This is a genomic window from Blautia sp. DFI.6.71 (genome assembly GCF_020593585.1).
In the GTDB taxonomy this organism is placed as follows: Bacteria; Bacillota; Clostridia; order Lachnospirales; family Lachnospiraceae; genus Blautia_A; species Blautia_A wexlerae.
Window position 1 is genome coordinate 262,746 of sequence record NZ_JAJDMJ010000001.1, and the last position, 25,166, is coordinate 287,911.

Sequence of the window (25,166 nt, forward strand, 5' to 3'; positions counted from 1 at the left end):
TCGGGATTTTGGCATATACATGCCAAAACACCTCGCGGGATAGTGGCGTGTGAATAGTAACTAAAAAAATCTGCAAAATTTAACCAAAAAGATGTTGACGAACCCACAGGCAATGATATATAATATCACTTGTGCAAGAAAAAATACCCAGACAGTTGTATTTTAGCACAATCTACAACTGGAGGGAGGTTAGGTGTGAGTCTATGTCAAACGTAATCGTAAAAGAGAACGAGACTTTAGATAGCGCTCTTCGCAGATTCAAGAGAAGCTGTGCAAAAGCAGGAATCCAGCAGGAAATCCGCAAAAGAGAGCATTACGAGAAACCAAGCGTTCGTCGTAAAAAGAAATCTGAAGCCGCAAGAAAACGTAAATATAATTAATTGTGCGCAAAAATCCCTGGCAGTTCTGTCAGGGATTTTTATCATAATTTGGACAATAATCAGGGGAAGGAAGTAATCTTGAAGGCAGAAAATAACAAAATACTTAAAGAAAAGAAAAACTGGATCCTTTTACTGTTTAAAAAACTGGCAAAGCTGATTTTCAACAGAATCTTTTATGTTGCGGTTGCAATGCTTGTCCAGCTCGGATGGATCTTAATGATGGTACTGCGTCTGGCCGCTTATTCCAGATATATTGATATCGGATTAAGGCTGATAGGTATTGTACTGGTATTATGGATCCTGAATAAGGAAATAAACCCTTCCTACAAACTGGCCTGGACAATGCTGATTCTGATCCTGCCAATCCTTGGAGTGGTATTATATTTTGTATTTGGACGTTCCAGGATCGCTGCGATCATGCAGCAGCATTTTGAACAGAGGATTGAGGAGAGCAGGGAGTATCTGCGGGATCGGCCACAGACGAGGCAGAAGCTGGAGGCTCTGGATCCCTCGGCTTCAAACCAGTCCAGATATATTTCGGATGTTTCCAGATTTCCGGTCCATGAGAACACAACTGCAGAGTATTTTCAGGTAGGAGATGATATGTTTCCGGTGCTTGTGAGGGAACTGAAACAGGCGAAGAAATATATTTTTATTGAATATTTCATTATCAATGATGGGGTGATGTGGCAGACAATCCTGAATATTCTGGAAGAGAAAGCTGCGGAGGGTGTGGATGTGCGCCTGATTTATGATGGATTTGGATGTCTTACAACACTTCCCCATAAATATTATGAAGAGCTTCAGAAAAAAGGAATCAAATGTCAGGTATTTAATCCTTTCCGTCCCATTTTGAATATTATCCAGAATAACCGGGATCACAGGAAGCTCTGTATCATTGACGGATGGGTTGGATTTACGGGAGGCATCAATCTTGCAGATGAATATATCAACCAGAAAGAGCGTTTCGGACACTGGAAGGACACGGCGGTTATGCTCAAAGGGGAAGCTGTCTGGAATATGACGGTAATGTTTCTCCATATGTGGGCGGTGATCGGCAGATCTGAAGAAAGTATTGATTATGAAGCCTATTTTCCCCACAGATATCATGAGGAAGAATTTGAGAGTGACGGATTTGTCCAGCCATTCTGTGATACACCTCTGGATGAGGAGGTTGTCGGTGAAGATGTATATCTGAACATTATCAACAAAGCAAAAAAATATGTATATATCTGTACTCCTTATCTGATCATAGACAATGAGATGATGACTGCCCTCTGTCTGGCAGCCAAAAGCGGGGTGGATGTGCGTATTATGACGCCGGGAATCCCTGACAAGAAGCTGGTATTTATCCTTACCCAGTCCTATTACAGGCAGCTTCTGGAAGCCGGTGTAAAGATTTATGAATATCAGCCCGGTTTCCTTCACGCAAAATCCTTTGTGAGTGATGATGAGATTGGAGTTGTGGGAACCATCAACCTGGACTATCGAAGTCTTTATCTTCATTTTGAGGATGGTGTATGGATCTACAGAAACAGAGTAATACAGGATATCAAAGATGATTTTATCCAGACTATGGAATATTGCAGGCAAATAGAACCGGAATTCTGCCTGAACAGAAATATAGGGCTGCGTATCATGCAGAATATTTTCCGCGCATTTGCGCCGCTGATGTAAAATGAGCACTGAAAATCGTATTTTTATGGTTTTCAGTGCTTTTTATCTGATTATGATCAGGTATCGGATCGGATTAAGATGCATTATTTTATTGGATTGCTATATAATGAATAAAGAAAGTAGTCTTAGAGCGTGCGCCGGCAGCCTGCCGGTACATTGATCGGAGAGAGAATATGCGAAAAAAATGGATCTCCATAATATGCGCTGTGATCATCATGGTCTGCACTATCATTACCCCTGCTTATGCCGCCGGAATCTTTTTGCCCGAGGAAAGCAATACCAAACAGGCAGAATCCACAGATCTTATTGAAGCACCATCAGGAATCTTAATGGAAGCGCAGACAGGAACAGTCGTTTATCAGAAGGATGCGGATACCAGACGAAGCCCTGCCAGTATCACGAAGATCATGACTCTGATCCTGATCTTTGATGCTCTGGATAAAGGCAGCCTGAAAATGGACGACACAGTCACAACCAGTGCACATGCAAAGTCAATGGGCGGTTCTCAGGTGTTTCTGGAGGAGGGGGAAATCCAGACAGTGGAAACCCTGATCAAATGCATTGTAATCGCGTCAGGAAACGATGCCAGCGTAGCAATGGCAGAGCATATCTGCGGCAGTGAACAGGAATTTGTCCGCCACATGAATGAACGGGCAGAAGGACTTGGGATGAAAAATACTCATTTTGAAGACTGCTGTGGTCTGACAGAATCTCCCGATCATTACACAACAGCCAGGGACATTGCCATCATGAGCAGGGAACTGATTACAAAATATCCGAAAATTCTGGAATATTCTTCCATATGGATGGAAAATATCACCCATGTGACCAGGCAGGGGACCAAGGAATTCGGACTTACCAATACCAACAAACTGATCCGCAGCTACGATGGCTGTGTCGGCCTGAAAACAGGAAGCACCAGCATTGCAAAATACTGCCTCAGCGCAGTTGCAAAAAGAAATGACATTACTCTGATCGCAGTAGTGATGGCAGCCCCGGACTATAAAGTGCGATTTAAAGATGCTGCCTCCATGTTAAATTATGGCTTTTCAAAATGCAGCCTGTACATAGATAAGAAAATGGAAGCTCTGCCTGAGATCCCGGTCAGAAATGGAAAGAAAAAAACGGTTTCCCTGGTTTATGAAGAACAGTTTCACTATCTGGACACCACAGGACAGAATATCGGAAATGTAAAAAGAAAGCTGAGGATCCACAGGGAAGTAAAGGCCCCGGTGAAAAAGAACACCCTGGCAGGGGAGATGATCTATTCCGTCGATGGGAAGGAACTGGGAAGAGTGAGGATCCTTTATGGGGAAAATGCAGGAAAAGCCACATATCCGGACTGCCTGAAAAAAGTTGTCATGAGACTGTAGACAAAAAGTATTTTGGACAGTTTTATAATTTTTTGACAAAGGACAGCAATCCGATGTATAATAAAATCCAAATGGGTATTGAGGGAAATAAAAAACAAAAGGAAGGTACTATATAATGAAAGAAATCCGTACAGAAGATGCCGTAGGGCACATTTTATGCCATGACATCACACAGATTATCAAAGATGTAAAAAAAGGGGTGCTTTTTAAGAAAGGTCATATTGTCAGAGAAGAGGATATTCCTCTGTTACTCTCTGTAGGAAAAGAACATTTATATGTGTGGGAGAAGAAAGAAGGAATCCTTCATGAGAATGAAGGCGCAGAGATCCTTTATAAGATCTGTGCCGGAGATTCGGACACCATGCATGGTTCTGATATAAAAGAGGGAAAGATCGAGTTGATCGCAGACATTGACGGAGTGCTTAAGATCCGCAGAGAAGCTCTGCTGGCTGTCAACTCACTTGGAGAGATGATGATTGCATCCCGCCATGGAGATTTTCCTGTAAAGAAGGGCGACAAACTTGCAGGAACCAGAATTATCCCTCTGGTGATCGAGAAGGAGAAAATGGATCGTGCAGCAGAGGTGGCAGGCACAGAGCCGATCTTTTCCATTCTGCCATATAAGAAGAAAAAGGTGGGTATCGTAACAACAGGAAGTGAAGTGCAGAAAGGTCTGATCACTGACACCTTCACTCCTGTACTGAGAGATAAATTTGCAAAATTTCCATCAGAGGTCATCGGTCAGACAAAACCGGGTGACGATATGGAGCAGATAACAGCCGACATCCTGAAATTTATCGAAGAGGGGGCCGATATGGTAGTCTGCAGCGGTGGAATGAGCGTAGATCCGGATGACAGAACTCCGGGTGCGATCAAAGCAACAGGAACCCGCATCGTATCCTACGGTGCACCCGTACTTCCGGGAGCTATGATGCTGGTTTCCTATTATGAGAAAGACGGCAGGCAGATACCGATCCTTGGGCTTCCGGGATGTGTTATGTATGCAAAGAATACCATCTTTGATCTGCTTCTGCCGAGACTGATGGCAGATGATGAGATCACGTTATCAGAGATTAACCAACTTGGAGAGGGTGGACTCTGCCTGAACTGTGATGTCTGTACATTCCCGAACTGCGGATTCGGAAAATAATATCCCGCAAAATGCGTTGTCAGACACAAAGTGAACATAAAGGGAAAAGAAAACTTGCATGAAAAGATTTAAAACCGTACATTATACAATCCATTCTAACAAAATAAAGGATGCGAGAGGCATCAGATTTGCTGTGATCGCAGATCTTCATGGCATGGAATTTGGCCCTGATAACAGAAAGCTTTCGGAGACGATCCACCGGTACAGACCGGATGGGATCCTCATTGCCGGTGATATGGTCGTGAGAAATGATTCTGCTTCTTTAAAGACTGCATCATCTCTTCTGAGGAGCCTGGCTCAGCAGTATCCTGTTTATTATGCACTGGGAAACCATGAATATAAGCTGTACAGGACAGATCCTCAGGAGAACTGTATGGCAGCCCGATATCAGGAATATGAAAAGGAGCTGAAGACAGCCGGGATCCATATCCTGCATAATGAATCCTGCAGCCTGCAGGTGGGAAAAACCAGCCTTACTGTCTATGGTCTGGAAGTACCTCTGATTTATTATAAGAAGCCATTTTCTCCACAGCTTAAAAGAGAGGAAGTCAGGGAATTGATCGGAGAACCATCTTCCGATTCCCTGAATATTCTTCTGGCCCACAGTCCCAAATATGGAGAAACCTATTTTGACTGGGGGGCAGATTTGATCCTGAGCGGACATTATCATGGAGGGATTGTAAGAATTGGCAGGCACAATGGGCTGCTTTCCCCACAGCTTCATCCATTTCCGAAGTTCTGCTGCGGAGATTTCCACAGGAAGGAACAGCATATGCTGGTAAGCGCAGGAGCAGGGGAACACACCATACCTGTAAGGATCCATAATCCCAGGGAATTGCTGATGGTGGATCTGAAACCGAATGCCTGAGAATATTGTTACTGTCTGCTGACTGTATGGCAGCGAAATATTTACTTGAAAAGGAAAAGACTGTGCTATGGGAATTCCGGTAAAGCTGGAAGTATTTGAAGGTCCTCTGGATCTCTTACTGCACCTTATCGAAAAAAATAAAATAGATATCTATGATATCCCCATCGTGGAGATCACAGATCAGTATATGGAATACATCCATGCCATGGAGCGGGAAGACCTTGGTGTTATGAGCGAGTTTATGGTTATGGCAGCCACATTGCTGGATATCAAGTGTAAAATGCTTCTCCCGAAAGAAGTCAATGAGGAGGGAGAAGAGGAAGATCCAAGAGCGGAACTGGTGGAGAAACTTCTGGAATATAAGATGTATAAGTTTATGTCCTATGAGCTGAAAGACAAGATGGACGATGCGGCAAATGTATTCTTTAAAGAGCCCACTCTTCCCGATGAGGTACTGCAGTACAGAGAGCCTGTAGATCCCAAGGAACTTCTGGCAGGTCTCACACTGGAGAAGCTGAATGCAATCTACAAGTCTATCATCCGCAGGCAGGAAGACAAGGTCGATCCTATCCGAAGCAAATTCGGAACCATAGAGAAGGAAGAGGTCAGTCTGTCTGATAAGATGATAGAGATCAAAGATTTTGCCCGTACCCATCAAAAATTCAGCTTCCGCAATCTCCTGGAGAGTCAGTGCTCGAAAGTACAGGTGATCGTCACCTTTCTCTCCATACTGGAACTGATGAAAATGGGACATATCCATGTAGAGCAGGACGGACTGTTCGATGATATCTCTGTTGAAGTACAGACAGACCCGGATACATGGAAGAATCTTACAGAATTTGCGGAAGATGAACCATAGAATACAGAGATCAATATGTAATAAAAGGAATGAGGAAGACTGAGTGAAGATTAAGGAGACAGAAGCTGCGATAGAAGCAATACTTTTTGCAATGGGCGGTTCCGTAGAACTGCCCCGGATCGCCAGAGCCATCGGTGTGGACGAGAAGACAACAGGAAGGATCATCCGCAATATGATGGACCGTTATCAGGAAGAGAACAGAGGCATCCAGATCATAGAGTTGGAGAATTCTTTCCAGATGTGTACAAAGAAAGAATATTATCAGTATCTGATCAATATTGCCCTGCATCCTCAGAAGCCGGCACTGTCAGATGTTATGCTGGAAACCTTATCCATCATTGCATACAAACAGCCGGTTACAAAGGCGGAGATCGAGAAGATCCGAGGGGTAAAATGTGACCACGCCATCAACAAGCTGGTAGAATACAGTCTGGTCAGGGAGCTGGGGCGTCTGGATGCCCCTGGACGTCCGATCCTGCTCGGGACCACGGAAGAGTTTCTGCGCTGCTTCGGCGTACAGGATCTGGAATCCCTGCCTGTCCCTGACCCTGTCCAGATAGAGGACTTTAAGGCAGAGGCAGAGGAAGAAATCCAGCTGAAACTGGATGTGTAAGATAAAGGAGAAAAAATAATGCCAACCACATATGCACATGATTTATTTGGAAAAGAAGTATATAAGAGACTGCCTTCAGATATGAAAGCTCTGATCCGCAGACATGGAGATCTGTACAGGATTGGTTTACATGGGCCGGATATCCTGTTCTACTATATGGTTTCAAAGAATCCTGTCACTCAGTTCGGGATTGAGATGCATCATGAGAAGGCAAGAGCCTTTTTTGAAGAAGGGATGCGGCAGGTCAGAAGAAATAACGATGAGGCACTCTTTGCATATCTTCTTGGGTTTGGCTGTCATTATATTCTGGACTCCGCATGCCATCCCTATGTAAATAAGATGGCTGCAGAAGGCGTCATTCCTCACATTGTTCTGGAGAAGGAATTTGACCGTGTGCTTATGGAAGAGACAGGTAAAGATCCCGACCATTATTATCCGGCCTGCGGGATCATGCCGAAGATGGAATATGCCAGAGTGATCCACAGGGCCATTCCTCTGGTGAAAACCATGAACATTTATATTTCTGTCAGGATGATGAAAATTCTTACCAATTTCATGGTGTGTGATGACCATGGAAGAAAACGCAGGATTCTGGGGAAACTTCTGAGACTGGGAGGAGAGTCCATCGGCTCTGTCATTGAACATTTCATGACTGCCGAAGCAGTAGAGCAGGCAAAAGCTCCCATGCCTGAACTTGAGAGGCTTTACAGAGAGGCGGTTCCTGAAGCTGTGGAATATCTGGGAGAACTTTATACCTTAAGAGAGGGAGCTTATCATCTGAGCAAAAGATGGGACCGGACTTATAACGGGTAATGGGCATATCCCGATATTTTTCGGAACTGTGACAGTCATATTCCGGACATGCAGGCATAAATTATCTTATAGGGTGAAGCAAAATCCTGCAGATATCCTGTAAACAACAAATCTGTGAATAACCGTAAATTATGAACAGTGATATTCATGGATTGCCAGCATGTGAGGTGGAGTATGAGAATGAAACATATTGCCGCTGTCATTGTTGTGACGGCGGTATTATTGTTTACGCAGACATACACCTCCGCCCGGGGAGCGGAGTACAAAATACCTCAGACAGTAGACATGACACCTGTTGCAGAAGAACCGGCAGAACTGTACGCATTATCAGCAGTCCTTATGGACGGAGAGTCCGGCAGAGTACTCTATGAAAAGGACGGGGAGCGTCCTCTGGCAAATGCCAGCACAACCAAGGTGCTTACCTGTATTGTGGCACTGGAGAACTCTCCGGGGGATGATTATGTTCAGGTTTCTCAGAATGCGGCATCCCAGCCGGAAGTAAAGCTGGGACTTCAGAAAGGAGAACAGTATTATCTGGAGGATCTTCTGTACTCCCTTATGCTGAAAAGCCACAATGATACAGCGGTTGCCATTGCAGAACACTGCGGGGGAAGCGTGGAAGGCTTTGCCAGAATGCTCAACCGGAAAGCAAAACAGATAGGATGTAAGAATACGTATTTTATCACACCCAATGGCCTGGATGCTGAGGATGAGAATGGAAAACATCACACAACAGCCGCAGATCTGGCACTGATCATGCGCTATGCTGTTAAAAACGAAACATTCCTGCACATTGCACAGACCAGAGACTATACATTCTCTGAGATCACAGGAAAGAGAACCTTTTCCGTACATAATGCCAATGCATTTCTCGACATGAGAGACGGAGTTCTTGCCGGAAAAACAGGCTATACTTCCCAGGCTGGCTACTGTTATGTATGTGCCTGGGAAAAAGAGGGCAAAACATTTATCGTCAGCCTCCTTGGCTGTGGGTGGCCCAACCACAAAACCTATAAATGGAGTGACACAGAGAAACTGCTGGACTTCGGAGATTACAACTATGAGTACGAAACCTACTGGAAAGAACCACAGACCGGAAAAATCCTGGTAACAGACGGTGTGGAAGATGGTCAGGATATAGGAACGAAAATCTATCTGAGGGGTAAATGCAGTGTAACCGCATATGACAGGGAAAAAGAAGTCCTTCTGAAAAAAGGGGAAACTGTAACCTGTAAAATAGAAATTCCACAGAAAGTCAGTGCACCGGTTCTTAAGGGGGAGAAGCTTGGCCGCATTGCCTATTACCTGGATGGAAAACTGATAGATTTTTATCCGGTCTATGCGGAGAAATCAGTGGAAAAAATCAGTTTTAAATGGTACACTGAAAAAGTATTTCATGATTTTTTTCATTAGATATATTATATGGGAACCTTAAAGAACCGTCATCAGAGTCTTGCCATAGAATTGTTTGCCGAATTCATAGAAAAAAACTATCGAACAGATGAAACAATTTAATGGTTTAAAGGGTTGCTATACGAAAGCGATATTGATATAATAAATCTTAACAGTCGGCATTCATATATTGCCGTTCGTGAATAGTTTATGTCAGCCTGTGGCTGATCTGCGGTCTGCTGCAAGCTGACATAGGAAAGACAGAGGAAAGAGATATGAATCAGTTAGAAATACTCAGAGAGAGTCTTGGCCAGTGTGATGAGATCATTCTGGATGCACTTATCATGCGTAACAGGATCGTGGAGGACATTATGGCATATAAAGAAGCCAACGGACTCCAGATTTTACAGCCTGAGCAGGAAGCGAAGCAGAAAGAATGGCTGGAGAAGAGAATGGAAGGCAGACGCCATAAGGATGAGGTTTCCGATGTATTTGAATGCATCCGCACAAACAGTAAACGGATCCAGGCAAGAAAACTCTTCAACTACAACATCGTGCTGATCGGTTTCATGGGTGCCGGAAAGTCCACAATTTCTGATTTCCTTAAGAATGTATTTGCCATGGATGTGGTAGAGATGGATCAGATCATTGCCCAGAGACAGGGAATGAGTATTTCCGATATCTTCGAGACATACGGTGAGCAGTATTTCCGTGACCTTGAGACAAACCTGCTTATCGAAATGCAGTCACGCAGCAATGTTGTGATCTCCTGCGGCGGTGGTACTCCAATGAGAGAGTGCAATGTAGTAGAGATGAAGAAGAATGGCCGTGTTGTTCTCCTCACAGCAAAACCGGAGACAATCCTTGACCGCGTCAAAAATAACCATGACCGTCCGCTGATCGAGAACAATAAGACTGTTCCATTTATCGCAGATCTGATGGAGAAACGCCGCGCTAAATACGAGGCAGCGGCTGATATCATCATCGAAACAGACGGCAAGAACGAACTGGAAATCTGCGAAGAACTGGTACACAGACTCCGCACCATGGATGAAGAAAAATAATATAACATGACAGATCTGGTTTATGATATCAGAAGCGCCGGATATCAAGTCATAATATTGAATGTATCGGTTATTATAAAAAGATATGGGGTATCTCGACTGACGGGACAGTCCCATATCTTTTTGTATTCTGATATTTTATTGTGTCAGATCAGCTGGTCTTATAATCCCATTCCTTCTGTGCCTGTTCGATCACATATTTCTTAAATGCTTCCACAACCGGTGGATGGTATACGTTCTTCAGCATCGCCATATAGAAGTTTCTCTGCCAGCTTGGAGAAACTAAGGGAAGGATCTTTACATTCAGAGACTGCAGGATTGGAATATTGGGAGCTACGCAGATTCCAAAGCCGTTGGAGACAAAGCCTGCAGCAACCTGATCCTCGTCAATCTCATAAGCCACATCCGGTGTCTGCCCGATACATTCAAATAGTCCGTCAATGATCTGTCTCAGACCACTTCTCTTCTTAAATATAATCTGTTTATAAAGAATGGTATCCTCCAGCCGTACTTCATCCTTTACTGCCAGCGGATGATCCAGAGGTACGATCACAACCAGCTCCTGTCTGGCAACCGGAATAAACTCAATCAGCGGCTCATTATCAAGTTTGGAACAGAACCCCAGATCGTATTTCTTCTCTTTTAATCCGTTCAGAATATCAGATGTTAAAACTTTATCACAATACAGATTAAAATCTATCTTTTTAGTAGGATTTTCCTCCAGAAATCCCCGCATGATCTTAGGAAGAAAATCAATTCCAAGTGTACGCAGGAATACCACATCAATGCAGCCTTCCCCTTTACCTGCCAGCTTCAGACTGTTCACAGAAGAGTCCAGACGGTTCAGTACCTCTTCCACGTCATTCAGGAAAACTTTTCCATACTTGGTAAGAGTAACATTCCTTCCATTTTTTTCAAATAGTTTTACGCCCAGTTCTTCCTCAAGAGTGGAGATCGCATAACTCAGCGAAGGCTGGGTGATCGCCAGAATATCAGCGGCTTTTGTGTAATGTTCAATATGAGCCAGCGTAGAAAAGTACCGCAGATGATACAGGTTCATAGAAAAACTCCTTTCTCTGATAAATATTTTATAAGTGACTATATTTTATGTGCAGGCTTTCATAGTCCTTTAATGCTTCGGAAAACTATAATTATAGTCACTCTTGCACAAATAATCCGCGCTGTATTTGTCATATACGTAGATTATATCATGATGTATTGAAAAAATCTATGAATTTAAAGGATAGAACTAATTTGTTTTATATTTAACAAAGATATATAATGCTTATATCAAAAAGATACAAAATATTATCAAAATAAATAGAAAAATTATGCGATTTTATCAGGAGGACAAAAAGATGTCAAAAGAATTTCCAATTACAATCAGTTCCTGGACACTGGGAGATCAGTGCAAATTTGAAGACAGAGTGATCGCTGCAAAGAACGCAGGATACGAAGGAATCGGCCTTCGTGCAGAAACTTATGTAGATGCGTTGAATGAGGGACTTTTTGACAAAGACATTCTTGCTATTCTGGACAAACATGGTATGAAAGTAACAGAGGTTGAGTACATCGTACAGTGGGCTGAAGAACACAGATCTTACGAACAGAAATACAAAGAACAGCTCTGCTTCCATATGTGTGAATTATTTGACGTAAAACAGATCAACTGTGGTCTGATGGAAAACTACTCCGTAGAATATACTGCTCAGAAATTAAGAGAATTATGCCAGAGAGCAGGAAAATACATCATCGGTGTTGAACCAATGCCATACAGCGGAATCCCAGATATGAAAAAAGGCTGGGCAGTTGTAAAGGCAGCTGACTGCGAGAATGCAAAACTGATCATGGATACCTGGCACTGGGTAAGAGCAAATCAGCCGGTTGACCTTTCTGTGATCGAAGACATCCCGGCAGACAAGATCGTATCCATCCAGATCAACGATGTATGGGAAAGACCATATGCAACAACGATCTTAAGAGACGAATCCATGCATGACCGTCTTGCTCCCGGAACAGGAATCGGATGTACAGCAGCGTTCGTTAAGATGGTAAAAGAAAAAGGAATCAAACCAAACGCAATCGGTGTAGAAGTCATCAGCGATGCAATCCTTGCAAAAGGACTTGAATATGCTGCAAACCATACATATGAGAACACAAAGAAAGTGCTTGAGGAAGCATGGCCGGAGGTTCTTCAGTAAGTATCTGACGGATAAACCAACAGATTAAAGGATCAGGCAGAAATCTCCACGCCTGCCTGATCCGCATTCTGAATGAACACAAAATAGAGAATGAATAATTAATAGAAAAGAATTCGAAAAAAAGGAGAAGGTTACATGAAATTTAATGCAATGTTTCAGCCGATCAACATCGGTCCAATGACAGTAAAGAACCGCTTCGTAGTTCCGCCAATGGGAAACAACTTTGCAAACACAGACGGAAGCATGAGTGAACAGTCCGCAGCTTATTATCGTGAAAGAGCAAAAGGCGGCTTCGGTCTGATCACAATCGAAGCAACAGTAGTACATAAAGGCGCAAAGGGCGGTCCTCGCAAACCATGTCTTTATGATGACTCCACAATCGAAAGCTTCCGCAAGGTAGTAGATGCCTGTCATGCAGAGGGAGCAAAGGTTTCCGTACAGCTTCAGAATGCAGGTCCTGAAGGAAATGCAAAGAATGCAGGTGCACCCATTGAGGCAGCTACAAGCATTCCCTCAGACTGCGGAAGAGACACACCAAAGGAAGTTACGACTGAAGAAGTTTATGAACTGGTAAAAGGCTATGGCCTCGCAGCAAAGAGAGCCATGGAAGCAGGCGTAGATGCAGTTGAGATCCATATGGCACACGGTTATCTGGTAAGCACCTTCCTTTCCCCGAGAACAAACAAGAGACTGGATGAGTTCGGCGGTTCCTTTGAGAACAGAATGCGTTTCTCCCGTCTGATCATCGAAGAAGTTAAGAAGATGACAGAAGGAAAGATCGCAGTTCTTGCAAGAATCAACAGCAGTGACGAAGTACCGGGCGGTCTTGATGTCCATGACAGTGCTGCAATTGCTGCATATCTGGAAGGATGCGGACTGGATGCCATCCATGTATCCAGAGCTGTTCACATCCGCGATGAATTTATGTGGGCACCGACAGTCACACACGGCGGTTTCTCCGCTTCTCAGGTAGAAGAGATCAAACGTGCCGTATCTATCCCGGTGATCACAGTAGGACGTTATACAGAACCGCAGTTTGCGGAATTAATGGTAAAAGAAGGACGCTGTGACCTGGTTGCATTCGGACGTCAGAGCCTTGCAGATCCTTATATGCCATTAAAAGCGCAGGAAGAAAGACTGGAGGATATGATCCCATGTATCGCATGTCTTCAGGGCTGCGTGGCAAACATGTATGCAGGAAACCCTGTATGCTGTCTTGTAAACCCATTCCTTGGACATGAAGCTGAGGGCATTGCTCCTGCAGAAAAAGCTAAGAAAGTAATGGTAATCGGCGGCGGTGTTGCAGGTCTTTGCGCTGCATTTATCGCACAGGAAAAAGGTCATCAGGTAACACTTTATGAAGCAAGTGATAAACTTGGCGGAAACATGCGTCTTGCTGCTTATCCTCCGGGAAAAGGCGACATCACAAACATGATCCGCAGCTATATCGTACGCTGCCAGAAAGCAGGCGTAACAATCAAAATGAATCAGGAAGTAACTCTGGATCTTATCAGGGAAGAGAAACCAGACAGCGTAATTGTTGCTTCCGGTTCCAGAACACTGATCCTTCCGATCGAAGGTATCGACAATCCTGCAATTATCCATGGCTCTGATCTCCTTGACGGCAAGAGAGCAGCAGGAAAGAAAGTACTGGTTGTAGGCGGCGGAATGGTGGGATGCGAGACAGCAGCATTCCTCGGTGAGCAGAACCATGATGTAACAGTCATTGAGTTCAGAGACACTGTAGGTGCCGACGTGATCCACGAGCATAGAGTTTACCTGATGAAAGATTTCGAAGATTACAAGATCAAAGAGATCACAGGTGCAAAGGTATGCAAATTCTATGAGGACGGCGTAGAGTACGAGACAGCAGACGGACAGAGACATGAATCCAGAGGCTATGATTCTGTCATCCTCTCCATGGGATTCAGAAACTACAACCCATTCGGCGAAGAGATCAAAGCTATCGTACCGGATACCTATGTGATCGGCGATGCCACCCGCGCAAGAAGAGCACTTGATGCTACGAAAGAAGCGTATGAGGTAGCTTCCACATTATGATGATATCAGGGTCAAAAGTTCAAAAAGTCGTTCGTGCTTGCACGATAAGATTTTTGAACCTGGGACCCGCCAAACATGAGAAAGTAGCGATTTACGCAGTAAATCAGCGAATTTCGAATCTTATAATTTATTCGTTTTATAGTTGCAGTTAAGAGACGCTGTATGATATTATCAGCGGACAGCAGCTTGAAAATGATTTTACAAAAAAATTCAGGAGGCAAACAGGAAATGGAACAGAGAATTAAAGGAACAACAGGATTAATGGCACTTATCGGAAGCCCGGTAGGACACTCAGGATCACCGGCAATGTATAACTTCAGCTTCCGTCATCATAACCTTGACTATGCTTACATGGCATTTGACATCAAGGAAGACCAGGTTCCGGCTGCTCTGGATGCAATCCGTCTTTTCAAAATGAGAGGCGCAAACGTAACTATGCCATGCAAGAACGAAGTTGCAAAACACATGGATGAGCTTTCACCTGCAGCAAGAATCATCGGTGCAGTTAACACAATCGTTAATGAAGACGGCAAATTAGTAGGACATATCACAGACGGTATCGGATTTGTCCGCAACTTAAAAGAACATGGCGTTGATGTGAAAGGCAAAAAAATGGTAGTTCTCGGTGCAGGCGGTGCTGCAACAGCAATCCAGGTACAGTGTGCATTAGACGGTGCAGAATCCATTTCTATCTTCAATCCGAAAGACCCATTCTTTGCACGTGCAGAGTCCACAGCAGAGAAACTGAGCAAAGAAACACCGGATTGTAAAGTTTCTGTATTTGATCTGGCAGATGAGGCAAAACTGAAAGAAGAGGTTGCAAACGCAGACATCCTCGTAAACGCAACACTTGCAGGAATGAAACCTCACGAAGAGCTTACTCTGATCAAAGATAAATCCATGTTCCGCCCTGACCTTGTAGTAGCAGACGTTGTTTACAATCCTGCTGAAACAAGAATGGTAAAAGAAGCCAAAGAAGCAGGCTGCAAGCTTGCAATCGGCGGAAAAGGAATGCTGTTATGGCAGGGAGCTGCAGCTTACAAACTCTACACAGGACTGGAAATGCCAACAGCTGAATACCAGAAATTCCAGGAAGAAAACGAAAACAAGTAATAATAACCTAGGAGACCAAAATGAAACAGAAAACAAACAAAATGCTCATTTTCACCTCCCTTGCAGCATATTTCACCTATTTCATCCATGGAATCGGTGCTTCTATCCTGGGGCAGTACAAACCGGAGTTTGCAGCTGCCTGGGGTGCGAAGCCCCTGGCTGATGGCACCTTGGATGTAAGTATGGTAGTATCTGTAATTGCAGCACTTGGACTGGGGCGTCTGATTTCTCTTCCTTTCTCCGGTCCTCTGTCTGACAAATACGGAAGAAAACTGAGCGGAATTATCGGTGTGCTCTGTTATGTAGCATACTTCTTTGGAATGGCCAATTCCACATCCATGGCAATGGGATATGCCTTTGCAGTGATCGGCGGAATCGCGAACTCTTTCCTCGATACCTGCGTAAGCCCTACCTGTATGGAAATCTATGTAAACAACCCGTCAGTAGCCAACCTGTTTACAAAATTTTCCATCTGCCTGAGCCAGTTCCTGCTTCCATTCCTGATCGGAATCGTAGCATCTGCAAATATGTCATATAAGACAATCTTTATTGTTGCAGGTATTGCAATCCTCATTGACGGAATCCTGATCCTGATCCTCCCTTTTCCGGCGAGAGGGAAGGCAGTACAGGCTAAAGCTGATAAGAAGAAATCCGGACACAAGATTTCCCCTGCAGCGATTGCTGCAATTCTGATCGGATTCACCAGCTCCTCAACCTTTATGTTATGGCTGAACTGTAACCAGGAGCTTGCCCGTTCCTATGGTATGGCAGACCCTTCAAAGATCCAGTCCCTGTATGCCCTGGGAACTGCAACTGCCATCCTTGCAACAGCAGCATTTATCAAAAAAGGTCTGAAAGAGATTAACGTCCTGATCCTCTATCCGTTAATCTCTACAATTATGCTGGCTCTCTGCTACTTTATCCAGGCTCCGTTTATTTGTCTGGTAGGTGGTTTTGTGATCGGATATGCAGGTGCAGGCGGTGTTCTCCAGCTGGCAGTTTCCACAACAGCAGAGTTCTTCCCTGAGAACAAAGGAACAGCAACCTCACTGGTAATGATTGCATCCAGCATTGCGAACTACACGATCTTAAGTCTTGCAGGATACATTACCAAAGTGGGCGGAAGCAGCGCTCCGAGAATGATCCTTCTTCTGAACATGGCAGTGACCATCGTCGGTATCCTGCTCGCCCTCTTTGTAAAGAAGAACAGAAATAAGTAAGCCAGTAAGTGATAGAAATAAATAAGCGATAGAAATAAATAAGATACAGAAATCCTGTGATATTGAAATCCAATCTAACTGAAGATACGTTTGGACGTTACAAGCTTCAAATTTTCCCGGTCGGATTGGATTTTATTAAAATCTGGATTGTCTAAAAATTAACAAAAAAGATAGAATATACAAGCTGAAATATAGAAGTAATCTAATAATTTATTGAAAAGGAGAATCTGTATGGCAAATACAAGAACACAAAGAAGAGAAAATGAACTGCCCTACATCCCCTTTGGACCATTTCAGATAAGACTTCCATTTATACATTACAAGATAGAATCTGTTGAGTTCATTCAGGGTCTGATCCTGGGCGTTACTGCGCTGGCTGCTGTTCCGTATCTGGAGCAGTATCTGGGGCTTCCTTATGAGCTGGCGTGGAGCTGTGTAATTATTGAAACCTTCCTTTATCTGCTTCACAGCCTGCTTGGCGATCCGGTAGTACCGGGGTGGATCACACCGACCCTGCCGCTGACTATTGTATTTCTGGAAGGCTTCCCCATGGGAAAAGAGCGAATACAGGCTATGATCGCACTGCAGATGCTGGTAGGTCTGGTATTTATCTTTATGGGTGTGACCAGGCTGGCAGATAAATTTGTTCATGCAGTTCCCAATTCTGTCAAAGGCGGTATCCTTCTTGCAGCACCTGTTACAGTTATGGCAGGGCAGCTGGGAGAGAATGGAAATATGCACAAATATCCTCTGGCTATTGTTGCGGGTGTAGGCCTTTTGATCCTGATCAGCTTCTCTGACAAATATCAGGAGAAGCGAAAAACAAATAAGTTTCTTGACCTTGTTGCGAGATATGGAAATCTTTTTCCATACCTTATCGCAATGGTAGTAGGACTTCTGGTTGGCGAACTGGATGCCCCGGGACTGGAGATTGGTACCTTTATCAAGATTCCTCAGTTTAAAGATATCATTGATCAGGTGAGCATCTTTGGCGTAGGGATTCCTCCTGCATCTATGTTTATCAAAGCACTGCCGCTGGCACTGGTATGCTATGTTATTGCATTTGGTGATTTTGTTACTACAGAGACTCTTGTATCAGAGGCACGCCAGGCAAGAGATGATGAGTATATTGATTTCAATTCCAGCCGTTCCAATCTGGTCAGCGGTCTGAGAAACCTGATTCTGTCCATCATCGCACCATTTCCTCCCCTTTCCGGTCCGTTATGGGTTGGAATGACTGTATCCGTATCCATGCGTTACAAAGAAGGAAAGAAAGCTATGAAGTCTCTTCTCGGAGGAATGGCTTCCTTCAGACTGGCCACATTCTTAAGTGTGCTGATCATTCCTGTAGTAAGCTTCTTTCGCCCGATCTTCGGAGTAGGATCTTCCATTACTCTGATGTTCCAGGCATTTGTATGTGCGAGAATTGGTATGGATTACTGCAAGAGCGACAGAGACAAGATGATCGCAGGCGTTATGGCAGCAGTCCTCGCAACCCAGGGAACCGCATGGGCATCTGCATGGGCACTGGCAGTCGGCTTCGGACTGAATATCTTCCTGTCCAACTGGAATCCCCTTGAGAAAAATCATAGATGATTAATGGAATCTGTGTTATAATCAGGTAAATTAGATGAAGAAGGGGTGAATGCAATTATGATGTATCCGTTTATGACATTGAATGATGATACTGAAATTACTCATTCGGAAATGAAAGCAGATGGGAAAGTAAAAGTCTATATAGAAACTCCTGATGAATTTGGAGGATTTCACAATGCCACATGCTGGCTTCCTGATTATAAGTGGGAGGATATTGAGGGATATTCTGATACAGAGATGGCATATTTTAAACAGTTAATCAGAAATAACGCTCATCTTATTATTGAATTTTCGCAGGAAGGAGGCATTTTAAATGCCGCAAATTCTTAGAATTGGACCATATAGTATTTATTTTTGGTCCAATGAAGGAGATCCCTTAGAACCAATTCATGTTCATGTATCAGAAGGAAGAGCCAGTGCAACTGCTACTAAAATATGGATTACCAGTACTGGAAAAACTATTCTCAGCAATAATAATTCTAAAATTCCGGAAAAGATACTGAAAAGGTTAATGAGGATGATAGAAGCCAATAGTTCGGATATTATTGATGAGTGGTTAAATCGTTTTGGAGAAATTCGATATTTTTGTTGAAAAATACCAGCTTTTATTAGCTGGTATTTTTTTATTGTGAAGGATTCTGAGATAAAGAGATAGTTTTGGATAATTCAGGTTGGAAAAAGGAAGGCTCTATATTAATGGCTGAGGAAGGCAGTACAATATCAATAATAGTACCTTCGCCAGGTATACTTTCTACCAAAAGTCCATATTCCTCTCCATAATAACTGCGTAACCTTTGATTTACATTTGCAAGTCCAATAGAGTGATGCCCTTTTGGAGAAGTTTTGCCGGAACACTGAAAAGTTTTTAATTGTTCCTGAGACATTCCGCTTCCGTTATCAGCAACCAGGAAATGAAGTAATTCGTTTTCAAGTTGACAGGAAATACTGATATAACATTCATTTTCTTTATTAGAAAAACCATGTTCCACACTGTTTTCTACAAGTGGCTGGAACAAAAATACAGGAAGATTCATCTGCAGGAATTCAGGTGGGACATTAATATCATAGCAGAATTTTCCTGGAAAACGTATGTTCTGTATAGTCATATAGCGCTGAACCTGCTGGAGTTCTTCCTGAAGAGTTGCAACAGGAAATTTTTCCAGATTATACCGTACAAGTTCAGACATACAAGTAGCAATGGTTTCGATTTCAGGTACATCATGAATTTCAGCAAGTGACTTGATAACATTTAAAGTATTATGAAGAAAATGATGATTTATCTGAAATTGCAGCATTTGAACCCGCATTTGTTGTTCAGTAATTTGAATTTCATAATTTTGTTTCAGGCTCAGAAAGAGACGCTGGCTCATTCCGTTAAAGCTGTCAATCAGTTTGCGCAATTCCTGGTTGGAACCGCAGGATTTCAGATCAATCTGTGTTCCATCGGAAGGATCCAGAATATCGATTTCATGACATAGATTGGAAACCGGACGGGTAAGTATTCTGGACAGGAAAATTGCCAGGATAAGTCCAAGCAATGCGCAGAACAGGAAAATTCCCAGGTAACTGATGATAGTGTCATGAAAAGTATGAGCGATTTTTTCGTTGCTTATGATCTGAACAATATGCCACTGGGTAGTATTATTAATGCATCCATTAATTACAAACTGACCCAGAGATGTCTTAAGAGTACTTTGACCGATTGCATCCTGTGAAGTTAGAGTATTGCTGAAGTCTTCAAGTTTGGACAAAACAGAGGAAGATATATCTGCTTCTGAAAAAGATGCAAGATTAATTGTGCATGTAAGTTTGTTATCTGCATTATAGATTAAAAGTGTATTTTGTGTTTCACAGGATGAAGATAGGATTTCCATAATTGGAGTAAAATCTATTTCTGCATAACATAGTCCTGTTTCCTGGTAATCGTATCTATCCAGTAAAATTTTGACCATTGGAAGAATACTGTGTCCGGTACTGGAATCTGTCTGCAGAGGTGCAAAATATGTCCGGTTTTTAGAAGTTTCAGCTATTTTTTTCCATTTTTCCATATTAGATTCAATTGTATGACGCTGCTGCGCTGTCTTTACATTATATTCAAAAGAGTAACCGTATCTATTTTGAAAATAGACGGTAAGCATAGAACTGTTCAATTGATTTGTCTGGCGCATTAAATTTCGAAAAACATTGAAATCCTGAGCATATGACAGATAATCTTTTTCGTAATTAGTTATCATGGCTTTACGTGCGTCATCGTTGAGAAGAGGAGTATCCGCTATTTTTAGTGCATTTTCAAGAAGTGTATCAAGAGACTGGTTCATTTGCGTCAGTGTTGCTGCAGTAGAAGTATTATATTCTGAAGTGATTGTACTGGTTTTTGAAATGGCATTTATTGTGCTTAGAAGAACCGTTGGAAAAATAACGAGAATAAGTGATGACAGAAAAATCTGCATACGAAAAGACAATTGATGTATTTTTTTCATAAAAACCTCCAGATATTTGTGATAGAATATTTTTAAAGAATTATAGCATGTATTTTTTGGAAAAAATAGAAAATATCCTAAGAAATTTTCTATTTTTATAAAACAATCTTTCTATTTTTTTGAAAAGAAGTTTATTATACTGTTTTCAACGGTCAGGGAACTTTGCAAAGCAGAAGACAGTAGAAATTTCAGGAGGTTAGAGAAAGATGACAAAGAAAGAGCGTGTACTGGCAGTAATGAAAAAAGAGCAGGTGGATATGATTCCGGCTGGATTCTGGTTTCATTATAAATCAGATTATACAGTGCAGCAGATGATTGATGAGCATATGAAATTATTCAGAACTACAGATATGGATATTGTTAAAATTATGCAGGATTACCCATATCCGATTTCTGGAAAGATAACCTGCGCGGATGACTGGTACCATATCCAGGTAAAAGGAACAGACTCTGAAGAATTTGCAAAAATGGCAGAGATCATAAGAGGAATAAGAAAAGAAGCAGGTAAAGATGTTTTGATCTTCCAGACAATGTTTGGACCTTTTAAAGCTGCATCTATGACTTTTGGTGATGATGTTCTGATGAAATACAGTAAAGAAGCTCCAGAGGCAGTTGCGGCTGGTGTTAAGATTATTGCAGATGCATTGGAAGAGTGGACAAAGGGATATCTGGAGGCAGGAGCAGATGGCATATATTATTCTGCACAGTTTGGTGAAATCGGAAGATTTGAAAAAAATGAATGGGAAGAACTTGTGCGCCCATATGATCTTCAGATTTTAAAAGTAGCAGAGGAAATGCCAGAGAAATATAATATTCTTCATATTTGCGGTGAACCGGAATATCAGTTTGAAACACATGTAGAATGGTTTAAGAATTATCCGGCTGATTTGATTAATTGGTCAGTGAAAGATAATCATTTCAGTCTGGAGCAGGGACGTGAACTTTACAGCAGCGCGATTCTTGGTGGAATGAATAATAAGGGTAATGTATTGAATGGCTCTGAAGATGCAATCCGAGAAGAAGTAAAAGGAATTTTGGACGCGTTTGGAACAAAAGGAATTATGATTGGAGCTGACTGTACGATTCAGGGCGAAAATATCAGCCTTGATCTGATTAAAACAGCAGTGGAAGCGGCACATGCATACAAGAAATAAAAAGTAAAAGGAGAAATATATTATGGGTAAGAAGAGTTTGGCAGCATTACTTTGTGCAACAATGGCAATGACAGCATGTATGTTACCTGCAACAGCAGCAATGGCAGATGAACCATTAAAAATTGAATTCTTTCAGCAGAAGGGAGAAGAAGGACCTCAAAAGGGATATAAGGAGATTATTGATAAGTTCAATAAAGAAAATTCAGATATAGAGATTGAAATGAATACAGTTCCGGATGCAGGAACAGTTCTTACGTCCAGAATTTCTTCTGGTGATATTCCGGTGATTTTTTCCGATTTTCCAACACAGACACAGTTTAAACAGAAAGTTGCCAATGGATATGTACAGGATCTTTCTGATCAGGATTTCCTAAAAAACGTCAATGAATCCGCACTGGAAATGACAAAACAGGAAGATGGTGGATATTATGCGCTTCCTTACAGCAGAAACTATATTGGAGTTTACTATAACAAAAAGACCTTTGAAGATAATGGATTAGAAATCCCGACTACATGGGAAGAGTTTACTGCAGTATGTGATAAGTTAAAAGAGGCAGGAATTACTCCTGTTGGAATGCATGGAAAAGATCCGGCACGTGTAGGACATCTGTTCCAGGCAGCAACTGTTGCATGGGCACCGAATGGTGTGGAAACTATCGGAAAAGTTGTTTCCGGAGAGGCAAAAATTGAAGGAGACGAAGAATTTAAAAATGTATTTGAAAAGATGAACACACTTCTTTCCTATGCGAATGAAGATGCACTGGCACTTTCTGATACAACATGTTACGAAAACTTTGTAAATGGTGAATATGCAATGACGATTACAGGTTCTTATGCGAGAGGAACTATCCAGTCTATTAACCCGAATCTGGAAATTGGTGTATTCCCACTTCCAAATGATACTTATGATGATACTAAGTGCTTATCCGGTATTGATGCTGCAATTTGTGTATCTGCACAGGCAAGTGATAAGGAAAAAGATGCAGCATATAGATTCCTTTCTTATCTTGCTGATCCTGAAAATGCACAGATATTCTGCGATAATGACGGTGCACCATCCTGTATCACAGGTGTTACAAGCAATGATGATGGAATCAAACCTATGGTAGATATGATTAATGCCGGAAAAACACATGACTGGATGGCGTCTACAATTGATAACAATGTAACTACTGATCTTTATAATGTAGTGCAGGGATTCTGGGCAAATAAAGATGTAGATGCAGTTATGAAAGACATGGATGCATCAATTGAAATTTCAAGCGCACAGTAAAATATTAAACGGCTCAATGTAGAAAAACCGTATACGTTCAAAAAAAGATTGCTGCGTAAGAATAATGATTCATTGGCAGCAATCTTTTTTTGAACCTGGATTTGATAATAATAAACAAAGCCTTTTAAGAGGAGTGCTATATGAATAATACAAAAAGAAAAAAGTTATCGGGCAGAGTGACGTTTTTTCTGTTTACACTGATACCGGTAGTGCTTTATACATTTTTTTATGTGGTATCTGTAATCAATGGTATTCGATACAGTTTTACAGACTGGGATGGAATGGCTCAGAAAATGAATTTTATCGGGTGGAAGAATTATAAGATATTGCTCAAAAATCCGAACTTTTGGAATGCTATAAAAACAACGGTGATTTACAGTGTATTGCTGGTGATTGGTGTAATTGTAATATCACTGATTTTGTCAATTTCACTGAATTCACTGAAAAAGTTTAAGACATTAGTAAAATCCGTGTATTTTGTTCCGGCAATGATTGGTGGTGTTACAATTGCACTGATCTGGGATCAGATTTATTATCGAGTGATTCCGGTAATCGGGAAAGCACTGGGAATTTCCTGGTTATCTAACAGCGTTCTGATGTCTGGAGATACGGCGTTGCCTGCAGTTGTATTTGTACAGATATGGCAGGCGGTTGCGATGCCAACGGTAATCTTTATAGCCGGTTTGCAGCAGATTCCAGAAGAGCAGTATGAATCTGCCAAAATTGATGGTGCCACAGCTTTTCAGCGTTTCAGGTATGTTACATTTCCTTATTTGCTTCCAACAGTAACAGTAAATCTTATACTTACAATTAAACAGGGATTTACCTCATTTGACTTTCCGTACGCACTTACCGGAGGTGGACCTGTCCGGGCAACAGAAGTAATAGGAATTCTGATATATAATGATGCGTTTAAAAATATGCGATTTTCCATGGCAAATGCAGAAGCATGTATATTATTTGTGATTGTTGCGATATTCTCACTTACGCAGTTGAAACTGACAAGTAAAGGAGGGACGGACTGATGAAGATAAAAGCAGGAAATGACGAAAGAGTATGGCTTTTTTTTAGAAATATTATTTTGATCGGTGGATTACTCCTGATTTTATGCCCTCTTTGGATGGTGCTGATCAACTCATTTAAAACATTGGAGGAGGCCGGAAAAAATTTCTTTGCGCTTCCTTCAAAACTGAATCTGGAAAATTATATTGAGTTGTTTACTAACAGTAATTACTGGATTTTTTTGAAAAATTCATTTAAAATAACAGTAATAACCATCATTTTGATTTTGATTTTTGTTCCGTCTGTTTCTTATTCTATTGCAAGAAACTTTAACCGGAAGTATTACAAAACAATTTATTTCTATATTATGATGGGGTTATTTGTTCCGTCGCAGGTAGTATTGTTGCCTGTAACCAAAATGATGTCAAAGTTAAATATGCTTAATCATGCGGGACTGATTATTCTGTATGTGGCATTTAGCCTGACGCAGGGAGTATTTCTGTTTGTAAATTATATCAGAGGTCTTCCTTACGAAATTGAGGAGTCTGCACAGATTGACGGTTGCAGTGTATTTCAGACATATGTAAAAATAGTACTTCCTCTGGTAAAGCCTATGATTTCTACGTTGCTGATCATGGATACTTTGTGGATCTGGAATGACTTTATGCTCCCTTTACTAATTTTAAACCGTTCACAGGCTATTTGGACACTTCCTCTTTTTCAGTATAATTTTAAGACAGAATATTCTTTTAACTATACAATGGCGTTTACGGCATACTTACTTGCTATGTTGCCTATGTTGATCATTTATTGTATGGGACAGAAATACATAGTCAAAGGACTGACAGCAGGATCTGTAAAAGGTTGATCCTGTAGA

The 25,166-nt window shown here is 42.0% G+C and carries 23 protein-coding genes; 21 read left to right on the top strand and 2 right to left on the bottom strand.

Annotated features, from left to right (window positions below; all coding sequences use genetic code 11):
* The first annotated feature begins 203 nt into the window (after positions 1–203).
* The 10 genes from rpsU to LJE12_RS01445 all read left to right on the top strand — a co-directional run bounded on the left by rpsU (position 204) and on the right by LJE12_RS01445 (position 10,189).
* A complete protein-coding gene (gene rpsU, locus LJE12_RS01400) occupies positions 204–380 on the top strand; it encodes a 30S ribosomal protein S21 (RefSeq protein WP_004222305.1) in 177 nt (58 codons plus the stop codon).
* Positions 381–569: 189 nt separating this feature from the next.
* Positions 570–2,057 carry a cardiolipin synthase gene (cls, locus tag LJE12_RS01405; RefSeq protein ID WP_227226321.1) on the top strand — a complete coding sequence of 496 codons (1,488 nt, stop codon included), beginning with the start codon at positions 570–572 and terminating at the stop codon, positions 2,055–2,057.
* A 173-nt stretch (positions 2,058–2,230) separates the two neighbouring features.
* The gene (locus LJE12_RS01410) at positions 2,231–3,430 is read left to right on the top strand and encodes a D-alanyl-D-alanine carboxypeptidase family protein (RefSeq protein WP_227226263.1); all 1,200 of its coding nucleotides are present in this window, start codon (positions 2,231–2,233) and stop codon (positions 3,428–3,430) included.
* Between the two features lie 115 nt (positions 3,431–3,545).
* A complete protein-coding gene (locus LJE12_RS01415) occupies positions 3,546–4,580 on the top strand; it encodes a molybdopterin-binding protein (RefSeq protein WP_055053455.1) in 1,035 nt (344 codons plus the stop codon).
* A gap of 58 nt (positions 4,581–4,638) precedes the next feature.
* On the top strand, positions 4,639–5,448 hold the full coding sequence (locus LJE12_RS01420; protein WP_227226266.1) for a metallophosphoesterase: 810 nt from the start codon (positions 4,639–4,641) through the stop codon (positions 5,446–5,448).
* A 67-nt stretch (positions 5,449–5,515) separates the two neighbouring features.
* The gene (locus LJE12_RS01425; protein ID WP_118613263.1) at positions 5,516–6,307 is read left to right on the top strand and encodes a segregation and condensation protein A; all 792 of its coding nucleotides are present in this window, start codon (positions 5,516–5,518) and stop codon (positions 6,305–6,307) included.
* A gap of 43 nt (positions 6,308–6,350) precedes the next feature.
* Positions 6,351–6,920 carry an SMC-Scp complex subunit ScpB gene (gene scpB, locus LJE12_RS01430; protein WP_008704505.1) on the top strand — a complete coding sequence of 190 codons (570 nt, stop codon included), beginning with the start codon at positions 6,351–6,353 and terminating at the stop codon, positions 6,918–6,920.
* A gap of 18 nt (positions 6,921–6,938) precedes the next feature.
* A complete protein-coding gene (locus LJE12_RS01435; RefSeq protein WP_128866098.1) occupies positions 6,939–7,733 on the top strand; it encodes a zinc dependent phospholipase C family protein in 795 nt (264 codons plus the stop codon).
* A gap of 180 nt (positions 7,734–7,913) precedes the next feature.
* The gene (locus LJE12_RS01440; RefSeq protein ID WP_227226268.1) at positions 7,914–9,146 is read left to right on the top strand and encodes a D-alanyl-D-alanine carboxypeptidase family protein; all 1,233 of its coding nucleotides are present in this window, start codon (positions 7,914–7,916) and stop codon (positions 9,144–9,146) included.
* A gap of 254 nt (positions 9,147–9,400) precedes the next feature.
* The gene (locus LJE12_RS01445) at positions 9,401–10,189 is read left to right on the top strand and encodes a shikimate kinase (protein WP_022381135.1); all 789 of its coding nucleotides are present in this window, start codon (positions 9,401–9,403) and stop codon (positions 10,187–10,189) included.
* 151 nt (positions 10,190–10,340) lie between these two features.
* Here LJE12_RS01445 and LJE12_RS01450 read toward each other — a convergent pair whose 3' ends face one another.
* Positions 10,341–11,249, bottom strand: a complete 909-nt coding sequence (locus LJE12_RS01450; RefSeq protein ID WP_227226270.1) for a LysR family transcriptional regulator — start codon at positions 11,247–11,249, stop codon at positions 10,341–10,343.
* A gap of 298 nt (positions 11,250–11,547) precedes the next feature.
* Between LJE12_RS01450 and LJE12_RS01455 the strand changes: the two genes are divergently transcribed.
* From LJE12_RS01455 to LJE12_RS01485, 7 genes are all read left to right on the top strand, one after another.
* On the top strand, positions 11,548–12,390 hold the full coding sequence (locus tag LJE12_RS01455; protein ID WP_022381137.1) for a sugar phosphate isomerase/epimerase family protein: 843 nt from the start codon (positions 11,548–11,550) through the stop codon (positions 12,388–12,390).
* A 135-nt stretch (positions 12,391–12,525) separates the two neighbouring features.
* Positions 12,526–14,451, top strand: coding sequence for an oxidoreductase (locus tag LJE12_RS01460; RefSeq protein ID WP_161233657.1), 1,926 nt, complete (start codon positions 12,526–12,528; stop codon positions 14,449–14,451).
* Positions 14,452–14,679: 228 nt separating this feature from the next.
* Positions 14,680–15,564, top strand: a complete 885-nt coding sequence (aroE, locus tag LJE12_RS01465) for a shikimate dehydrogenase (protein WP_022381139.1) — start codon at positions 14,680–14,682, stop codon at positions 15,562–15,564.
* Positions 15,565–15,584: 20 nt separating this feature from the next.
* Entirely contained in the window at positions 15,585–16,784 is a 1,200-nt protein-coding gene (locus LJE12_RS01470) for an MFS transporter (RefSeq protein WP_227226271.1), read from the top strand.
* A 231-nt stretch (positions 16,785–17,015) separates the two neighbouring features.
* The gene (locus LJE12_RS01475) at positions 17,016–18,380 is read left to right on the top strand and encodes a hypothetical protein (protein WP_227226273.1); all 1,365 of its coding nucleotides are present in this window, start codon (positions 17,016–17,018) and stop codon (positions 18,378–18,380) included.
* A 57-nt stretch (positions 18,381–18,437) separates the two neighbouring features.
* Positions 18,438–18,710, top strand: coding sequence for a hypothetical protein (locus LJE12_RS01480; protein ID WP_008704491.1), 273 nt, complete (start codon positions 18,438–18,440; stop codon positions 18,708–18,710).
* A complete protein-coding gene (locus tag LJE12_RS01485) occupies positions 18,694–18,972 on the top strand; it encodes a DUF4160 domain-containing protein (protein WP_008704489.1) in 279 nt (92 codons plus the stop codon). The genes LJE12_RS01480 and LJE12_RS01485 overlap by 17 nt, the downstream gene beginning before the upstream one ends.
* Before the next feature lie 31 nt (positions 18,973–19,003).
* Here the strand turns inward: LJE12_RS01485 and LJE12_RS01490 are convergent, their stop codons facing one another.
* Positions 19,004–20,860, bottom strand: a complete 1,857-nt coding sequence (locus LJE12_RS01490; RefSeq protein ID WP_227226275.1) for a sensor histidine kinase — start codon at positions 20,858–20,860, stop codon at positions 19,004–19,006.
* Positions 20,861–21,066: 206 nt separating this feature from the next.
* Here LJE12_RS01490 and LJE12_RS01495 point away from each other — a divergent pair, with 206 nt between their 5' ends.
* The 4 genes from LJE12_RS01495 to LJE12_RS01510 all read left to right on the top strand — a co-directional run bounded on the left by LJE12_RS01495 (position 21,067) and on the right by LJE12_RS01510 (position 25,157).
* On the top strand, positions 21,067–22,014 hold the full coding sequence (locus LJE12_RS01495; protein WP_227226277.1) for a uroporphyrinogen decarboxylase family protein: 948 nt from the start codon (positions 21,067–21,069) through the stop codon (positions 22,012–22,014).
* 22 nt (positions 22,015–22,036) lie between these two features.
* Entirely contained in the window at positions 22,037–23,287 is a 1,251-nt protein-coding gene (locus LJE12_RS01500) for an ABC transporter substrate-binding protein (RefSeq protein ID WP_227226278.1), read from the top strand.
* A gap of 140 nt (positions 23,288–23,427) precedes the next feature.
* The gene (locus LJE12_RS01505) at positions 23,428–24,312 is read left to right on the top strand and encodes a carbohydrate ABC transporter permease (RefSeq protein WP_008704485.1); all 885 of its coding nucleotides are present in this window, start codon (positions 23,428–23,430) and stop codon (positions 24,310–24,312) included.
* Positions 24,312–25,157 carry a carbohydrate ABC transporter permease gene (locus LJE12_RS01510; protein WP_008704484.1) on the top strand — a complete coding sequence of 282 codons (846 nt, stop codon included), beginning with the start codon at positions 24,312–24,314 and terminating at the stop codon, positions 25,155–25,157. Before LJE12_RS01505 ends, LJE12_RS01510 begins: the two co-directional genes overlap by 1 nt.
* The last annotated feature ends 9 nt before the right edge of the window (positions 25,158–25,166 follow it).